This window comes from Salinisphaera sp. Q1T1-3 (assembly GCF_003602005.1).
Lineage (GTDB): Bacteria > Pseudomonadota > Gammaproteobacteria > Nevskiales > Salinisphaeraceae > Salinisphaera.
Genome location: NZ_QZWD01000012.1, coordinates 96,795 through 113,166, shown reverse-complemented (window position 1 = coordinate 113,166; position 16,372 = coordinate 96,795). Strand labels below are relative to the sequence as shown.

General features: G+C 64.7%; 14 protein-coding genes and 1 tRNA gene. 8 read left to right on the top strand and 7 right to left on the bottom strand.

Annotated features, from left to right (window positions below):
- Positions 1-74: 74 nt before the first annotated feature.
- A complete protein-coding gene (locus tag D3260_RS12220) occupies positions 75-815 on the bottom strand; it encodes a FadR/GntR family transcriptional regulator (protein WP_120098882.1) in 741 nt (246 codons plus the stop codon).
- A gap of 469 nt (positions 816-1,284) precedes the next feature.
- On the opposite strand from D3260_RS12220, the gene D3260_RS12215 reads away from it, so the two are divergent.
- Entirely contained in the window at positions 1,285-2,250 is a 966-nt protein-coding gene (locus tag D3260_RS12215) for a sugar phosphate isomerase/epimerase (protein ID WP_120098881.1), read from the top strand.
- Between the two features lie 23 nt (positions 2,251-2,273).
- Complete coding sequence (locus D3260_RS12210) at positions 2,274-3,224, top strand: 3-hydroxyacyl-CoA dehydrogenase family protein (RefSeq protein ID WP_120098880.1); 951 nt, start codon at positions 2,274-2,276, stop codon at positions 3,222-3,224.
- A gap of 656 nt (positions 3,225-3,880) precedes the next feature.
- Here D3260_RS12210 and D3260_RS12205 read toward each other — a convergent pair.
- Both D3260_RS12205 and D3260_RS12200 read right to left on the bottom strand, forming a co-directional pair.
- Positions 3,881-5,011, bottom strand: coding sequence for a branched-chain amino acid aminotransferase (locus D3260_RS12205; protein WP_120098879.1), 1,131 nt, complete (start codon positions 5,009-5,011; stop codon positions 3,881-3,883).
- Positions 5,012-5,415: 404 nt separating this feature from the next.
- A complete protein-coding gene (locus D3260_RS12200; RefSeq protein ID WP_120098904.1) occupies positions 5,416-6,108 on the bottom strand; it encodes a metal-dependent hydrolase in 693 nt (230 codons plus the stop codon).
- A gap of 238 nt (positions 6,109-6,346) precedes the next feature.
- Between D3260_RS12200 and D3260_RS17310 the strand changes: the two genes are divergently transcribed.
- Complete coding sequence (locus D3260_RS17310) at positions 6,347-6,568, top strand: hypothetical protein (protein WP_147418186.1); 222 nt, start codon at positions 6,347-6,349, stop codon at positions 6,566-6,568.
- Positions 6,569-7,340: 772 nt separating this feature from the next.
- Here D3260_RS17310 and epsC read toward each other — a convergent pair.
- The gene (epsC, locus tag D3260_RS12190) at positions 7,341-8,246 is read right to left on the bottom strand and encodes a serine O-acetyltransferase EpsC (protein WP_158583522.1); all 906 of its coding nucleotides are present in this window, start codon (positions 8,244-8,246) and stop codon (positions 7,341-7,343) included.
- Positions 8,247-8,370: 124 nt separating this feature from the next.
- Positions 8,371-8,447, bottom strand: a tRNA-Arg gene (locus D3260_RS12185).
- A 298-nt stretch (positions 8,448-8,745) separates the two neighbouring features.
- Between D3260_RS12185 and D3260_RS12180 the strand changes: the two genes are divergently transcribed.
- The 3 genes from D3260_RS12180 to D3260_RS12170 all read left to right on the top strand — a co-directional run bounded on the left by D3260_RS12180 (position 8,746) and on the right by D3260_RS12170 (position 10,822).
- On the top strand, positions 8,746-9,207 hold the full coding sequence (locus tag D3260_RS12180; RefSeq protein WP_120098876.1) for a DUF2501 domain-containing protein: 462 nt from the start codon (positions 8,746-8,748) through the stop codon (positions 9,205-9,207).
- Between the two features lie 294 nt (positions 9,208-9,501).
- Positions 9,502-9,750, top strand: coding sequence for a hypothetical protein (locus D3260_RS12175; RefSeq protein ID WP_120098875.1), 249 nt, complete (start codon positions 9,502-9,504; stop codon positions 9,748-9,750).
- A gap of 268 nt (positions 9,751-10,018) precedes the next feature.
- The gene (locus tag D3260_RS12170; protein ID WP_120098874.1) at positions 10,019-10,822 is read left to right on the top strand and encodes a YrhK family protein; all 804 of its coding nucleotides are present in this window, start codon (positions 10,019-10,021) and stop codon (positions 10,820-10,822) included.
- Between the two features lie 329 nt (positions 10,823-11,151).
- Here the strand turns inward: D3260_RS12170 and D3260_RS12165 are convergent, their stop codons facing one another.
- Positions 11,152-12,072, bottom strand: coding sequence for a YihY/virulence factor BrkB family protein (locus D3260_RS12165; protein WP_120098873.1), 921 nt, complete (start codon positions 12,070-12,072; stop codon positions 11,152-11,154).
- A gap of 85 nt (positions 12,073-12,157) precedes the next feature.
- A complete protein-coding gene (locus tag D3260_RS12160) occupies positions 12,158-13,522 on the bottom strand; it encodes an MFS transporter (protein WP_120098872.1) in 1,365 nt (454 codons plus the stop codon).
- Positions 13,523-13,969: 447 nt separating this feature from the next.
- On the opposite strand from D3260_RS12160, the gene D3260_RS12155 reads away from it, so the two are divergent.
- The gene (locus D3260_RS12155) at positions 13,970-14,329 is read left to right on the top strand and encodes a hypothetical protein (RefSeq protein WP_120098871.1); all 360 of its coding nucleotides are present in this window, start codon (positions 13,970-13,972) and stop codon (positions 14,327-14,329) included.
- Between the two features lie 4 nt (positions 14,330-14,333).
- The gene (locus D3260_RS12150) at positions 14,334-16,319 is read left to right on the top strand and encodes a pyrroloquinoline quinone-dependent dehydrogenase (RefSeq protein WP_120098870.1); all 1,986 of its coding nucleotides are present in this window, start codon (positions 14,334-14,336) and stop codon (positions 16,317-16,319) included.
- The last annotated feature ends 53 nt before the right edge of the window (positions 16,320-16,372 follow it).

Below are 16,372 nucleotides of genomic sequence, written 5' to 3'. Positions count from 1 at the left end.
CAATCAACTTATGCGATCAAATGTTCAACATAGACTTTGGGTTGAGACCGGCATGGGCGCGCCGTCCCTCGGGGTCAGTTGGGGGTCAGATCGTGGTGCTCATGCTTGAGGCCGAGCGCATGGCTGGTGCCTTCGAGCACGGCATAGGCCGCGTGAAAGGCGGCCTGCGGCTGACGCATTCGAATGGCCTCCATGAGATCGCGATGGCGTTGGAGGCTGTCATCCGGATCGCGTGCGCTGCTGTTGGATTCCACGACGAGCAGATCGATCGACGGACGCAGGATATGCGACAGCTGAGCCCAGACGATGTTGTGCGTTGCACGGTAGATCGCCACGTGAAAGGCAACGTCGGATTCGCTGTGCAGCCGACGAGCCTCATTCTGGCCGGCACCACGCATGTGCCGGGCCATGCCCTCGAACGCTTCCTCGATGGCGACCAGATCGCGGGCACTGGCGTTGCGTGCGGCCACCATCGCGACCTGGGGCTCGACGGACAGGCGAAACGACAGGATTTCGCGCTGGATCTCCTCGTTCGGGGCCGCGTAGCGCGACAGCCACCGCGTGACGAGCGGATCGAGGATATGCCATTCGGAGACTTCACGGACACGCGAACCGTAGCCGGAGATCCGCTCGATCAGGCCGCCGTCGACCAGCTGGGCCAGATGCCGGCGCACGACCGTGCGACTGAGCCCGGAGGCCTCGCAGATCTGCATTTCCTTGGGGATGAAATCGCCGGGCTGATATCGGCCGGCCAGAATGTCGGACGCGAGCTCTTCGCTGAGATTGCGTTCGGATTGCACGGCGCGTCGGGACATCGGCGAAAACGATTGTGATCAAGACAGTCTGACCGGACATGATATCACCCGCGTGATCGAAGGCCGTCCGCGGGTGATCGGAACCGGTCAACCAGCTCCGACGAAAGTCGGTCTGATGTAAATGTTCAACAAAAAATAGTATATGTCGAATAATTAGCCGAGGAGCGCATCATGACACGTCGATATTCGCGGCTCGCCGGGGCGTCGCGGCAAGCCGCGCGCCCCCTGCGAAGATACGCGTCGTGCAACGGCGCTCGTCTCGGTTGCATGCCCTTGTCTCGATTCGATACGCCTCCGAGCCGCTTAATGCAAGTCGCAGCGGCCGGCTTTATCGACGAGCGCCGGGGTCTGCGGCGCCGCGTTCGGCCTCGGTGCCGGCCCGGCCCGCTGTGTCGGTTGCCGACCGCGAGGCGCGCAACGCGATCCCGGCATGACACGCCGGTCCACTCAATTATCCATGGAGCCCCCTATGCCCTACACCGCACAAGACTGGTTGATTTCGGCCGCGTTGTTGCAATTTCCCGGCACGCTCGACGATGGGCGCCACGTCAACGAGGCCGACGTGGCGCACTGGCGCGATGTATTCGCCGAAGTCCGCGATGCCGGCTTCTCGGATGTCGATCTGTTCGACGGCTGGGTCCGGCCGGGCGATCTGTCGAGCGCACGGCTGACCGCCCTGAAGGAGGCCGCCGACGATGTCGGTGTCGGTCTGCCGGCGATCTCGGTCGTGCGCAGCAGCGTGATCGATGCCGCCAACGGCCAGGCCAATCTGGACTATAGCCATCGCACGCTCGAAGCGGCTGCTGCGCTCGGTTCGCGCGTGGTCTCGGTCGGGCTGCATCAGGCGCTCACACCGGCCCAGAAGGCCCAGCTCTGGTTCTGGACCGTCGAAGGTTACAAGGACCCGGATGAGCGTGAGGCCTGGGATCTGGCGGTGGCTCGTCTGCGTGAACTCGGCAAGCACGCCGAGGAACTCGGGCTGATTCTCTCGCTGGAAATGTACGAGGACACCTATCTCGGCACGGCCGACTCCTCGGTCGCCCTCGTCGAGGCCATCGACCATCCCTGTGTGGGCCTGAATCCGGACATGGGCAACCTGATCCGGTTGCATCGGCCGATCGAGAACTGGGAGGCCATGGCCGAGAAGATCATGCCCTATGCGAACTACTGGCACGTGAAGAACTATCAGCGCGACGAAGACATCGCGCGCGATATGTATGTCGCGATGCCGGCGCCGCTGGAATCCGGCCTGATCAGCTATCGCAAGGCCTTCCAGATCGCCATCGCCAACGGGTTCCAGGGCGTGATCTGCTGCGAGCACTACGGCGGTGACGGTCTGTCCGTCTCGGCTTCGAACCAGCGTTATCTGCGCGAACAGGTGCTGCCACGCAGTGCCGACTATGCACTCGGCGAAAGCCGCGTGCGTCAGAACTGATCCTCACCGACAAGGAGCAATACATGACCGACAAGATCGCTATCATCGGCTCGGGCTACATGGGCGGCGGCATCGCCCAGGTCATGGCCCTGGCCGGCTACGACGTCCACATCGCGGATGTTTCCTTCGATGTCACCAAGGACAATCGCGCGCGGCTCATGAAGGAAACCGCGGATTTCGTCGCTGACGATCTGTTCCCGGCCGACGCCGTCGAGCGCATCGAGGCCCGGTTGACCGCGGCCAAGGACATCGAGACCGCGGTCGCCGACGCCGTGCTCGTCGAGGAGGCGGTGCCCGAGAAGATCGAGATCAAGCACGAGACGCTGCGCCGTATCGCCGCGGCCGCCCCGGGCGACGCCATCATCGCCTCCAATACGTCGACGATCTCGATCGGCGCGCTGGCCGAGGCGGTGACATCGCCCGGCCGGTTCCTGGGCGTGCATTTCTCCAACCCGTCGCCGTTCATTCCGGGTGTGGAAGTCATCCCGCATGCCAGCACCGATCAGGCCACGATCGATCAGGCCTGTGCGTTCGTGCATGAGACCGGCAAGGAGACCGCGGTCGTGCGCGACGTGACAGGCTTCGTGCTCAACCGTCTTCAGTATGCGCTGTTTCATGAGGCGACCCAGCTGCTCGACGAGGGCGTGGCCACCGCCGAGGACATCGATACGCTCGTGCGGACCACCTTCGGTTTTCGGCTGCCGTTCTTCGGGCCGTTCGCGATCGCGGACATGGCCGGACTGGATGTCTACAACTTCTGCTACAAGTCGTTGCAGACCGATTTCCCGGAGCGCTTCGCGACGCCGCGCGTGCTGTCCGAGCTGGTGGAGTCCGGCAAGCTCGGCACCAAGAGCGGCGGCGGCTTCACCGACGTGCCGGCCGAGCGGATTCCGGAGCTGATCGCCTATCGCAACAAGGCCTATGTGAAGCTCAACGAGCTGATGGCCGAGCTGGGGCCGCCGCCGATCGACTAGGGTCTGTTATTAATCCGGCACCAAAACAGCTGACGACGTCAGCTGTTTTCAACGCCATCGAAAGAAACGCCGGCCCTTGTCCGTCTTTTTATTTTCAATGGCTTCACGGCCGTTGGCCGTGGCGCGCGTGCTGTCGCACACGCGCATTATCAACCCGAAAAATCATCTATTTTCATGCCGGGTGAATAACACGTCCCGCGTGCGCCGCGCCGGCGCTCGTTTGGTTGCAAGGCAAGGCATCGGGCGCGTACGGCCGTCCTGTCGGGTTGCGCGTAAAAACCGGCCATGCGCCTTGCGTGGCCGGTTTTTGGGCGGCAACGCGGCCACGCCCGAGGTGTTGACAGGCCCTGGATCACGATGCGACTTCGCGGGCGCGCGGCTGCACGTGCCCGCCCGGCGCCGGGCAGCGGATGCGGCGGATCGATGCCATCGATACGCCCTGCAATCGATCCGCTTGACGGTGGTTTCGGTACTGTTTGCACAGGCGGGCCGCTCGCGAACCCGGCTTGGCGCGGCGTATTCGAGCCGGCCGGGCGTTCAGCCGTGGTCTCGGAAACCGGGCCGCGCGTCGGGCCGATGCGCCCGGCAAGCCGCCGTATCAGCTGTTGGATCGGCTGAAAGCGCCCGCGACGGCGAGCGCCTACGCTGCTCGCTGCTCAGGCCAGCTGGGTGAGCCAGCCGCGCGTATCGGCGCTGTGGCCGTACTGGATGTCCAGAAGCTGGCGCCGCAGTCGCTGGCTGACGTCGTTGTTGGTCTCTGGCGTCTCGATGGTCTCGTCTTCGGTGACCAGCTTGCCGATGCTCGTGATCACGGCAGCCGTGCCGCAGGCAAAGACTTCCACGATCTCGCCGCTGCGCACGCCGTCACGCCACTCGTCGATGCTGATCGGACGTTCCTCCGGAGTCAGATCCAGATCGGCGGCCAGCGTCAGCACGGAATCGCGGGTCACACCTTCCAGAATCGTCCCGCCGGTGGGCGGGGTAACCAGCCGGCCGTCGGCATAGACGAAGAACAGATTCATCCCGCCAAGTTCCTCGACCCATTTGTTCTCCGCCGCGTCGAGGAAGGCAACCTGATCACAGCCGTGGTCGATGGCTTCCTGCTGGGCAACCAGCGACGAAGCATAGTTGCCGCCGGTCTTGGCAAAGCCGGTACCGCCGGGTGCGGCGCGGTTGTAATGCGACGACAGCCAGATCGAGACCGGTTTGCCGGCGCCCTTGAAATAAGAGGCGGCCGGTGAGGCGATCACGTAGTAATCCACCTCCGCGGCCGGTTTCACACCCAGAAATCGCCCGTTGGCGATCATGAACGGCCGTAGATAGAGGCTGCATTCGTCATGCGCATCGCGTGGGGTCGGGACCCAGGCCGAATCCCGGGCGACCAGCGCCCGCAGTGACTCAATGAATGTTTCGTCGTCGAGCTGCGGCAGTGCCAGACGTGCGGCGGAACGACGGAACCGTGCAGCGTTGCGCTCCGGACGGAAACACCAGACCGAACCGTCTGCATGCCGATAGGCTTTCAAGCCCTCGAAGATTTCCTGTGCGTAGTGAAAGACCGGTGCGGCCGGGTCCAGGGCGAGCGGACCATAGGGCACCAGTTCCGCGCCGTGCCAGCCGGCATCGCGCGTCCAGCGCACATGACTCATGTGATCGGTGAAATACTGGCCGAACCCGGGGGCGGCCAGAATCGACTCGCGTAGATTGTCTGACACAGGCGTGGTCGTCGCGCGGATCTCAAAACGGGGGCTGGGCACTGCGTACGTCTCCGATTGCTGGGCATCGCTCATGGGCACCGAGCCACATGATAAACGACGGGTCGGGGTACGTCCGTCGGCGTGGCCGGTCGATATCCTGTGTATTGTGCATCATCGATGGTACCGGAGACGAGCCGCCGATCGTGGCGTGCCACGATCCGGACTGAAAACGCTGCAGGGCAGCCATTGTCGATTGTTCGTGAGCGGCGCGCCCCTTTCGGACAAGCGCCCTGGGAGCAGCAACACGACGGCCATCCAGCGTTCCCGCACGCTGGCACCGAATGACACGCTAGGCGCGCTACGCCCTGTCTTGCCGGCCGTCGTCGATTGCAGTGCGCACGGGGCGCGGACACGCACGGAACATCAACAGGCTCTCGCGTGCCCGTGCCGGCCTGGCTCCGATACCCGGTGGGGCGGCACGTGCCACGGGCCCGGTTTCAGGCGCCCGGCTGGCTGCCGCCGAGCGCGGCCTGCAGGGCGCGCGTCGCCGTACCGAAGGCGGCCGGCCAGGGCGGCAGCCAGGGGACGAGCGCGATCGCCGCGCCTGCCATCAACACGGTGGCGATCGGGCGTCGATAATCGAAAAGCTTGAGTGCGGTACCGAACGAGCGCTTCAGACGCGCACCCTCGAGATCGATCGCAAAGCATTCGTCGAGCAGCAGATGGACGACCATGCCGAGCGCCATGGCGCCACCGTCCAGCCAGGCAGCGCGTGCCGGCTGGGCGAAAAAGCGATAGCTGATCACGCTCGTGGCCACGGTGACCCCGGCGGTTGCGAGCAGCGAGTGCCAGCTCGCCCGGTGGCGGGTCGTCATGCGGAAACCCACGCTCACGCCGTCACGAATCGCGATATAGAGCCCGAGCGCCAGACATAGCACGCCCATCGTCGACAGATAGCCGCGCCCGATCGACAGTGCGATGAACGCGGCCACCACGGCCAGCACGGTGAAGATCAGACGGACCGAATGCGACTTGTCGGCATCGATATCCGGCATGATGCCGCCGAGCGTGGTCAGCAGCACCAGACTCGGCGCGTGCACCAGCGTCCACCATCCGGCATACAGGCCGTAGCTGGTCGCAGCGGCGCCCACACCGGCCGCCACGGTCAAATGAGTGCGAAAGTTCGCCACGGCGTAGGCCGGTGTATAAACGTGCAGTTTAATTCGGAAAAAACCATTTGCCAACAACGCATTGGCGAATCCGGCGTCATGGCGATCGAAAGATCGTCTGCGCTGGCGGCGACCCGAGCGGGCCGGACTGTACCCGCGGGCCGAACAATCCGTGCTCAAGGCCGGCCGCGCCCCGGATTGTCGTCGTCGGGGCAGTCGCCACGTACAATGGCGACAAGCCCCGAACCCGGCGACCCTGATGCCCGGATCACCCGAAAAAAACCGCCACTGGCTCGACCGCTGGGTCTTCACGATCTGGACACCGGTCGTGCTGGCACTCGTGCTGTGCCCGATATTCTGGGCGGCCCGCGGCGGCAACCTGACCGCCGGCTATATCGTGACGATCGCCATCGAGACACTGGGCGCGTTGTTGATCGTCTCGCTCGCGATCAAGATCTGGCGCGACCAGAAATCGCGCTAGGGCCTGTTGATGTGTCGTGCGAGTCCGCGCCAAGTGCGCCCTGAAATTGACGATGGGCGGCAAGACGAGGCATAGCACGCATAGCGTGTCATTCTGCGCCAGCGTGCTAGAACGCTGGATTGCCGTCGTGTTTTTGATTTTGGGGCGCTTGTCCCTTCGGGTTGGGCCGCCCATGAAAAATCGACGATGGGTGCCCGGCGACTCGCGCCTTGCCGGACACACGGCGGTCTCTCGACGAAAGGCGCTCGAACGAAACATCAACAGACCCTAGGATGTTTCGTGTGAGCGCCGCGTTGGCGCTCGCCAGTTGTATTCTGCGATACGCAAGTCGTGGACCCCGGCTTCGTCGGACCACATGATCAGCACCACAAAGCGCCGCTCCGGCCGCCCGGCGTGCCCGTCTGTCGGCTCCGTGAGGCAGTGTTGCGATCCTTGATCCGGCGGGCGCTGCACTGGATGGGCCGTACCATGTGTCGGATACGTCCGCCGAGGCGGCAATGTAGTTACCCTTCGTCAGCGCAACATGCCCCGAGCCCGCCAGCTGGCGGGCTCGGCCATGAAACCATTGAAAAACGGACGACGGGCCGATGCCGAAATGGTCTCGACGGCGCGTACCTTGGTCGCTGCTCGGCTCGTCGAATCGACCGGGCGGGTCGGTGGGTGAACGACTCCGGGCGACGCCGTTGCGCGACACGTGGCATCGGGCCGAGGACGGCACCGAAAGACGGCCGTCGATATGCTGCCGATGGGTGCGGGCTGTGTCCGGTCGGCGTTAGTCGTGCTGTGCGCAGCGTGCCTGCGTGATGACGCTGCCGGGGGCGACGTCGTGTGTCAGCCAGACGTTGCCACCGATCGTCGAGCCAGTGCCGATCGTCACTCGACCGAGGACTGTGGCGCCGGCATAGATCACCACGTCGTCCTCGACCACGGGGTGTCTTGCCTTGCCCTTGACCAGTTGCCCACCGGTGGTCGTCTCGAAGCTCTTGGCACCGAGTGTGACGGCTTGATAGAGCCGGACGCGATCGCCGATGCGCGCGGTCTCGCCGATCACCACGCCCGTGCCGTGATCGATGAAGAATGCACGCCCGATCACCGCGCCGGGATGGATATCGATCCCCGTGGACGAATGCGCGAGTTCAGTGATGATGCGCGCAATGAGCGGTAGGCCCAGTTCGTGCAGGACGTGCGCCACGCGATAATGGAGGAGGGCGTGGATGCCGGGGTAGCACAGCAGGATCTCGTCGACGAATCGCGCGGCGGGATCCCCCGCATAAGCCGCATCGATGTCCTCGTCGAGCGCCAGTCGGATGTCGGCCAGGCGTTCGGCGAATCGTCGAACCCGATCCACGGCCTCGCGGCGATGAGCGTCGCCCCCCGAGCGTTCACGACAGTCGAGTTCCAGGCGTGCTTCCTCGACCAGGCCGGATAGCGCGAGGTCGATGGCATAGCCGACGTAATGATCCTCGGCTTCCCGCTGCAGATCGGCCGGGCCGAGCCGCAGCGGGAACAGCGCGCCGCGCAGTTGCTTGATCAGTCCTTCGATGCGCTCGACGGAGGGAAACTCACGGTCGCCGAGATCGGTCTCGCGATCGACATGGGCCCGCCACTTGCGGCGTGCCTCGCGCAGATCCGCGACCACGGTCGCGACGTCCCAGCGTCGCGGCATCGATTCAGACATCTCGGGAGCGGTGTTCGCCATCGAAAACCTCATCATACATCGTCGGCCGCGTCGCCGATCGACATGTCGAAAAGCCCGCGCCGTCGATTGGGGATGGGCGAAAAAAGCGCCGATCCGAGGTGCATGGTGCGCCCGGTAGGATTCGAACCTACGACACCCGGCTTCGAAGGCCGGTGCTCTATCCAGCTGAGCTACGGGCGCGTGGTGCTGATTCTAGGCCCTGTCGTCGTTTTGTGCGAGCCCTGATCGTCGTTTTCGTCTGGGGATAGTGCCTGGCGGGCATGTTGAAACCCGCGCAACCGCGATCGACGGCCCGCGTCGTCACTTGCGGTTCAGTAACGCTGTGCGGTGATGGCGCGGATTTGATCGAACCGAAGGCGAAAGCTGGCCACCGCGGCCTGGCGGTCACGGTATCTGGCAGAATCTCGCCGGTTCAGAAATACATGCGCAGACCGCCACGAGATCGATCGGTGGCTGCGTCCGTTCCAAAGAGGATGAGATGAACAAGTACACGCAAGCCGCCGCGATTCTTCTGGCCGGCGCGCTGGTTTCGACGACGGCCAGCGCCGGTGCGCTCGACAACCTGAAGAACAGTGCCGATAACGCCGTGAACGGCGCATCGAATACGCACAATGCAGCCGGCGGCAGTGCACTGCTCTCGCAGCTGACCACCGGTTCGCTCAATCTGGGCAACGTGAACAGCGTCGCCGGGGTGCTCGGCTATTGCCAAAAGCAGGGCTTCACCGAGGGCCCGGTGGATCGCGTCAAGAGCCAGCTCATGGGCAAGCTCGGTGGTGATCAGAACGCACAGAACGATGCCGATTACCAGAAGGGGCTGTCGGGCGTGCTCAACAGCAAGCAAGGACACGGTTACTCGTTGACCGGCATGAAGGCAGAGGTCGGCAAGCGAGCCTGTCGCCTGATTGCCAACAAGGCCGCGTCCTCGTTTCTGGGCGGCTAGGTCGAGCTCCGGTCCCGGCCGTTCGGCCGGGACTCACGCACGCATTCGGCCGGTCTCGATGGCAGTCGGCCCTTGAGACCGCGCCGTCCACCGACGCATCCGTTTGTCGGTTTGGCCCATACGATGGAATGAAAGCGAGTCGTCAGGAGATCGGCAGTCCGCCAGCGGCAGGAGGCCGCGTTGCGGTCCGGCGCGCCACGTGCTGTCGCCCGCGCCTGGCCTGATACCACCGTCGCGGTCAGGCCGCTGCCGATCTATTGACGATTTGCGCTGAAAGCCAACCGGATGCCATCGATGCGAAATACCGACGACCGTCGCGCGACCTATCATCAAAGCCGTCAGAAAGCGTTGGCTCAGGCCGACAATCTGCTTGCCGTCGAGGCCGTGCGTCTGCAGGCCGAGGCCGTCGTCGCCGTGACCGGCTGGTCTGAATTTCAGGCGCTGGCCGAGGCCGCGGTCGAGAAACAGCAGTCGTTCGAGTCGGATGAGGCCGCGGCATCACGTCTACCGCCGGTCGATGCGGGCGACGTGAACCACGAATGACACAGACGCCGGGCTGTCGCCAGCCGGCTGAGTCCGCGGATGCGGCACACCGTGCTGCCTGCCATCGATAATCGCACGGTCGCTGAGCGGGCGTCGGCAGTGAGGGCCACGAGCCGGGACATGGCACGGCCGCGTGCACGGCCGGAATCCGAGCCGCTCTTCAGGGCATGAAAACGGCATACTCGAACGAGCAGAGCGGGTTCGTGCCTGCTTTTCGCGCGGCCGCGCATTGCGCGTCGGCCGAATTCATTTCCGGATCCTGGTTGTCATGCCGCATCTCTTCACGAACCGGCCGCGTGTTCCGTCGCGCGAGCCGGATACCGAAACACTTGATCTCAGCTGGCTCTGGGAGACCCGTAACGCACTGCTCTACGAACTCGGCGGGGTGTTGTTCATCGTCGGGAGCGCGCTCTTCCTGCCGCGTTTCGAGGCCTGGCAGGATATCGGGGCCTGGCTGTTCTTCGTGGGCTCGCTGGTCTATCTGGTGGTGCTCATCGATGACCTGCTCGAGACCAGTCATTTCTGGCCCAAGCCGCGGCCGATCTCGATCAGCCGTCTTCTCGAGGTTGCCGCACTGTGGTGCTACATCGTCGGGACGCTCCTGTTCACGGCGGGCAGCCTGTTCTTCCTGTCGTGGTGGGGCTGGCGAACGACGGGCGCCTGGACGTTCGTCATCGGCTCGGCGTTGTTCGTGGTGGGTGCGTGCCTGAACGTGTTGATGATCATTCGGGCCTCGTCGGTGATCACCCTGCAGCTGATGAATCTCATCGCCGTGATGTTCATCGCCGGCTCGCTGTTGTTCCTGGTCGCTTCCGTTCCGTATCTGTGGCAGTTCGAGGCCGAAGCGGACCGACAGGTCGTGCACGGATTTCTGGCCTGGCAGTATCTGGCGGGCAGCGGGTTGTTTCTGATCGGCGGGCTGCTCAACCATTATCGATCGCATCTGGTTCTGAATCATCGTCGTCAGGCGATCGCCCGCGATCCGAAGGCCGATGAGCGTCTGATGTCCTTCCTGCGGGGCGAGATCGACGAATACGAGTTCGAGCATCAACAGCGTGGACCGCGGCCCTGATGGGCTCGACGTACGTGTGTTCGCTCGGCCGTTGGCGAGCGGCCGGCGCGGCGTGGCCGGCTTGACAAACCGATACAGCTATCGGGGGCTGTCCGGTATCTGAACAACTCACAGAAGCTGTGGATAAGCCGGTGGGCGGATTGGTTCTTTGCCTGCAAGCACCTCGCTCCGAGCGGAATGGTCAAAAATTCGTCATCCCCGCGCTGACGGTCGCGATCCGCGGGCGGTGCCGGGCTGGGCAGTCCTATCGACGACGAGACGCGTTTCGGGCGGTTTTCGCGTCGCCGCAAGCCGGTACGTCCATCAATCGGCCCGCGACACCGGGGCGATCAGGCCGGTGCGTCGTCGTCGCCCGCGTGGTCGCGGTCCCGCGCCTCGGCTTCGAGCTGGGCGTTGAATTCGGCTCCCATCAGAACGGTGACCACGGTGACGTAGGTCAGCGTCAGCAACAGCACCACGCCGGACAGGGAACCATAGACCGCGGTATAGGAATCCGAATAAGCCAGAAAGACCGAGAACAGTATCGAGGCAATGGCCCAGAACAGCACGACCACGCCGGCGCTCAGCCGCACCCAGCGCCAGCGCGGCGGGTGCGTGCGATCCGGAATGAACCGATACAGCAACGCCAGTCCGAAGAACAGGACCAGGCCGCCGAGGGTCATGCCGATCGCCCGGGCCATTTCCGAGAACCAGATCGGTTTGCCGAGCGACTGGGCAATGACCGGCGCCCCGATCGCCAGCATCGAAACGAGCAGCAACCCGGCGATCACGGCCAGCGCCAGACCGAGCGAGCGCAGGACATGACCCCAGGTGCCGACGTCCGGCCGTCGTTCATAGGCCGCGTTGAAGGCGATCATCAGCGCGCCTACGCCCTGTTGGGCGCACCACAGCGCAATGATCGCACTGAAGAAACCGGCCACCCAGAGCGTGCGTGTCGCACGGGTGGCCACGTCGTGCATCTGGCCGATGAGATTGACGACCACATCGGCCGGCACGAAGCCGGACAGGGCACGCATGTCCGCAACCACCACGCCCGGATCGGCGAACAGGCCATAGAACGCCACGAAGGCAGAAATCGCCGAGAAGATCGCGAACAGGGCAAGGAAAGAAATCGCCGCGGCATCCACGCTGACTTCGTGACGGGCCAGGGCCCGCATCACGCTGCGCAGGATCGACCACCACCCGGTCGCAGGGATGTCGCGCGGCCAGACGGATGCGCCGTCTCGTCGTGTGAATTCGTCACGGCGCATTGAATCGGGCCGGGGGCAGTCATGGGCGGATGCCCATCATGCCTGAGCGGCCGCCGGGCGGGCCACGCCGCCCGGCGGTCTCGGCTCAGTGGGAGGCCGATTCAGGATAGGGATGATCGATCGCGTGGGCGTCCGGTCGGTGAAACAGCAGTGTCAGCACTACCGACGAGGCCGCCAGTGCGGCCAGCACGATGAAAGCCTCGGCGAAGCTGTCCTGCCGGCCGACCACCCAGCCGGTGACGGCCGGGGCCAGAAAGCCGGCGATGGCGAATCCGAAGTCCATCACGCCCAGTGCCGTGGCCGATCGGTCCGGGGCGATGTCGACGTTGATCGCGTAATAAGCCGAATTGGCGCCCATCGAGGCCGCCAGTGCGATCGTGATCAGGACCAGCGACAGCGTCAGACTGGGCGAGAAGGCCACGGGCACGATGGCGATGGCCGCGACAGCCTGCGTGCCCGCGATGAGATAGGTCCGTGCCACGCGCAGACGGTGCGTGCGCGCCAGCAGCGCGTCCGAGACATGGCCCAGACAGAACAGGACAACGGCGGCCGCGGCCCAAGGCACGACCGAGAACCAGCCGATCTGCTTGACGCTGAGATGGAACAGCGACTCGAGATAGCCGGGCAGCCACGTCATGAAGAAGAACAGGAAATAGCCGAACACGAAGAACGCCCAGTAATTGGCCAGCAGGGTCGGATTGGTCGCCAGACGTTTCCAGGACGAATGTATCGCGCCGTCGCTGCGGGCAGGCCGGCGACGACGATTCGCGCCGGCGGTGCCGGCCTCGTCCGCCGATTCTCGATCAGCGATGCGGGCCAGTTCTCCGGCGTTGACGAAGCGCGACTGGCGCGGTTCGTCACGAAACAGGAACCACCACAGCGGCAGCCATAGGAAACTGATCAGCGCCAGCACGTAGAATGTGCCGCGCCAGCCGAAGGCCGCGATCAGCGTGGAGATGATCGGCGCGCCGATGGCCAGCGAGACCGGCACAGCGGTCAACGACGATCCCATGGCCTTGCCGCGCTCGCGCGGCGACAGCCAGCGGCTGATCGCCCCTGTCATGCCGGGGAACATCGGGCCTTCGGCGAGACCCAGTGCCGCCCGGGCGACCAGTGCCAGCGCGAAGCCTTGCACGAGGCCGGTCACGCCGATCGAGACCACCCACAGGGCCACCGAGAACGCCAGCACGATACGGGCGCCGAAACGGTCGACCAGGATGCCGCCCAGAAACGTCGTCAGCGCATATCCGATGCCGAATGCCCCGAGTACCAGACCGCGCTGGGCGTCATCGAAGCCGAGATCGCGCGCCATCGGCCCGATGGCATAGGAAATCGCGGAACGATCGATGTAATTGATGACGATGATCGCGAACAGCAGCGCGACGACGACCCAGCGATACCGGGTCGGATTCGAACGCGCCGGGCTCGAGGCGTGCGATGTGCGGGCCATGCGGGAAGCTTCCTGGAATGGTTGAATCATGCAGACAATAGCACCCGCCGCCAGCCCGTCTGGCGGTTGATCCCGCTGAAGTGCCGTGTCCGGCGCAGACAAACGGGCGTCATCGCCGGCCCTTCGGGTGGCCCCGTCGGGGGCGCCACGCCGCGTTTCGCTGATCGGGCCCCACGGTCAAGGCCTGCAATACCGCATGGCGCGCCCACCGGTGCGAGGCCTTGTCTCACGACGACAGACCCTAGCGACGTCGCCCCGTCGCCCCGTCGCCACCGTCATTCTTTATGTCCGAGGACGATAATCGACGGTCGCGGGCCATATCACAGTGGTTTAACATTAGCCATACAACGAACGGCAAATGCGTGGTTGGGTCCACACCGCGCCGTGCCGCTATCCGGGCCGGGGGAGTTCGGCTCGATCCAGAACGGTCGTCAGGGAGTTTCGACCATGCCGCAAGCCATAAAACCGTCCAGACTGGGCGCCGTCGTGCTGGGTCTCAGCGCGCTCGCCGGTCTGATCATCGCGTTGTACGCCTATCTGGCGCCGTTGACCGGTGTGACCGGCACCCTCGGCGCACTGCTCGTGATCGGCGTCAGCGCACTGCTCATCGTCATGGCGCTCGTGCTGATGGCGTTGTCGGCCGGCGGCGGCCGCATCGCCTGGCGCGTGCTGATTCTCATCGCGCTCGCCGGCAACGCCTTTGCCGCGGCGCTGCTGCACGAGTGGTGGCTCTGTATCGCGATGGGCGTCGGGCTGATCGGCCTGATCATCGACATGTGCTCGCCCGCCCGGGCCCAGGGAGTCTGAAATCATGACGCAACGTCACGCTTCTCTCGTCCGCCGTTTCCGACATCTCGCCGTGGCCGCCGCGCTCGTCGGCGCGAGCGCGCCAGTGATCGCGGCCGGCAATGACAGCGCCGATGCCGTCGGCAGCTCGATCAATACCGACCAGCCGGTCTGGAATAGTTTCCACGGTCAGCTCAACGCCCAGAAATACAGTCCGCTGAAACAGATCACCGCCGACAACGTCGGCCAGCTGGAAAAAGTCTGGAGCTACCATACCGGCGACGTGTCGGACGGCAGCGGGGATGTGCCGGCCACGGTCTGGTCGGCCACGCCGGTGTTCGCCAACGACACGCTCTACATCGGCACGCCGTTCTATCGGCTGATCGCCCTGGATCCGGCGACCGGCAAGAAGAAATGGTCGTTCGATACGCATACGCCGAAAAAGGCGCTCACGCAGCCGGTGCTGAAGAATCGCGGCGTCGCCTATTGGGCCGCGGATGATCCGGTGCCCGGCAAGCCCTGTCAGAAGATCGTCTACATGGGCACGATGGATGCCCGGCTGTTCGCGATCGATGCCGATACCGGCAAGAAATGTCAGGGTTTCGCCGACAACGGCGTGCTCGACGTGAATCAGTGGAACACCACGCACGACAAGTGGCCGTTGTCGCTGCTGCAGCCGCCGACCGTGGTCGGCGACCATCTGCTGCTCGGCTGGGCCGGCAAGGACTGGGCGTTCGAGCAGGCCCCGCCGGGCACGATCTGGTCGATCAATGCCCGTACCGGCAAGCGCGAGTGGACCTTCCAGGCCCTGTCCGACGAAATGCGCGAAAAGAGCGGCACGGCCAACGTGTGGACTCAGATGTCCGCCGATCCGAAGCTCGGTCTGGTCTATCTGCCGGTCTCCTCGCCGTCGCCGAACTACTGGGGCGGCAACCGGACCGAGAAGGCCCCGCTGGCGACTTCGACGACCGCGCTCGACATCGAGACCGGAAAGGTGGTCTGGTCGCGTCAATGGGTTCATCACGATGTCTGGGACTACGACATCAACGCCGCGCCGACGCTGATGGATATCACCGTCGACGGCAAGAAGATTCCGGCGTTGGTCCAGGCCACGAAGATGGGCTTTCTGTTCGTGGTCAATCGCAAGACCGGCAAGGATGTCTGGCCGATCGAGGAACGCCCGGTGCCCGGCGGTGACGGCTCGGTCAAGGGCGAGAAGCTCGCGCCGACTCAGCCGTTTCCCACCAAGCCGGCGCCGCTGCTCGACCAGTCGAAAAAGCCCGATGTCTGGAAGCTCGCCGATATTGTCGGCGGCGGTCAGTGCTCGCGTCTCTGGAACAAGCTCGAATACCGCGGCATGTACACGCCGCCGACCACCCGTGGCGAAGGGACGATGGCCTTCCCCGACAGTGCCGGGGCGGTCCAGTGGGGCGGTGTCGCCTTCGATCCGGCCAGTGAGACCGCGATCGTCAACACCTCGCGCATCGTGCAGTACATCAAGCTCTACGATCGGGCTGCCTACGACAAGGCGAACAAGAGCTCGGGCAACGAGTCCGGGTTTTCGCCCCAGACCGGTGCGCCGTACGGCATGCGCCTGAAGGTCGCGCGGAACTGGCTCGGCATGCCGTGCTGGAAACCGCCCTACGGCGAGATCGTGGCGATCGACATGCACACCGGTGACGTCAAGTGGCGGCATCCGGTCGGTGCGTCGCAACAGTACGGTTTCTTCATGCCGGAAAGCTGGGGGTCGCCCACGATCGGCGGGCCGGCGGTCACGGCCGGCGGGGTGATCTTCATTGGCGCATCGATGGATGCCAAGGTACGGGCGTACTCGCTGGCCACGGGCAAGGAACTCTGGTCCGATCAGGCCGAGGCGCCGGCGGTGGCCAATCCGGCGGTGTATGAATACAAGGGCCGGGAATACGTGGCCTTCGTGGCCGGTGGCAACACGATCCTCAAGGATCAGGTCGGCGATCAGGTGGTCGTCTACGCCTTGCCGAAGAAGCAGTGATCGAGCCCGGCCTCGGACCGCGCAGGCGGGCCGGGGCCGCGACGCGCAAGAGG

Coding starts and splice junctions, on each gene's coding strand:
- D3260_RS12160 (WP_120098872.1), bottom strand. CDS start 13,522: ATGGCCCGCACATCGCACGCCTCGAGCCCGGCGCGTTCGAATCCGACC.
- D3260_RS12155 (WP_120098871.1), top strand. CDS start 13,970: ATGCCGCAAGCCATAAAACCGTCCAGACTGGGCGCCGTCGTGCTGGGT.
- D3260_RS12150 (WP_120098870.1), top strand. CDS start 14,334: ATGACGCAACGTCACGCTTCTCTCGTCCGCCGTTTCCGACATCTCGCC.
- D3260_RS12170 (WP_120098874.1), top strand. CDS start 10,019: ATGCCGCATCTCTTCACGAACCGGCCGCGTGTTCCGTCGCGCGAGCCG.
- D3260_RS12220 (WP_120098882.1), bottom strand. CDS start 815: ATGTCCCGACGCGCCGTGCAATCCGAACGCAATCTCAGCGAAGAGCTC.
- D3260_RS12205 (WP_120098879.1), bottom strand. CDS start 5,011: ATGAGCGATGCCCAGCAATCGGAGACGTACGCAGTGCCCAGCCCCCGT.
- D3260_RS12210 (WP_120098880.1), top strand. CDS start 2,274: ATGACCGACAAGATCGCTATCATCGGCTCGGGCTACATGGGCGGCGGC.
- D3260_RS12165 (WP_120098873.1), bottom strand. CDS start 12,072: ATGCGCCGTGACGAATTCACACGACGAGACGGCGCATCCGTCTGGCCG.
- epsC (WP_158583522.1), bottom strand. CDS start 8,246: ATGTCTGAATCGATGCCGCGACGCTGGGACGTCGCGACCGTGGTCGCG.
- D3260_RS12180 (WP_120098876.1), top strand. CDS start 8,746: ATGAACAAGTACACGCAAGCCGCCGCGATTCTTCTGGCCGGCGCGCTG.
- D3260_RS12215 (WP_120098881.1), top strand. CDS start 1,285: ATGCCCTACACCGCACAAGACTGGTTGATTTCGGCCGCGTTGTTGCAA.
- D3260_RS17310 (WP_147418186.1), top strand. CDS start 6,347: ATGCCCGGATCACCCGAAAAAAACCGCCACTGGCTCGACCGCTGGGTC.
- D3260_RS12175 (WP_120098875.1), top strand. CDS start 9,502: ATGCGAAATACCGACGACCGTCGCGCGACCTATCATCAAAGCCGTCAG.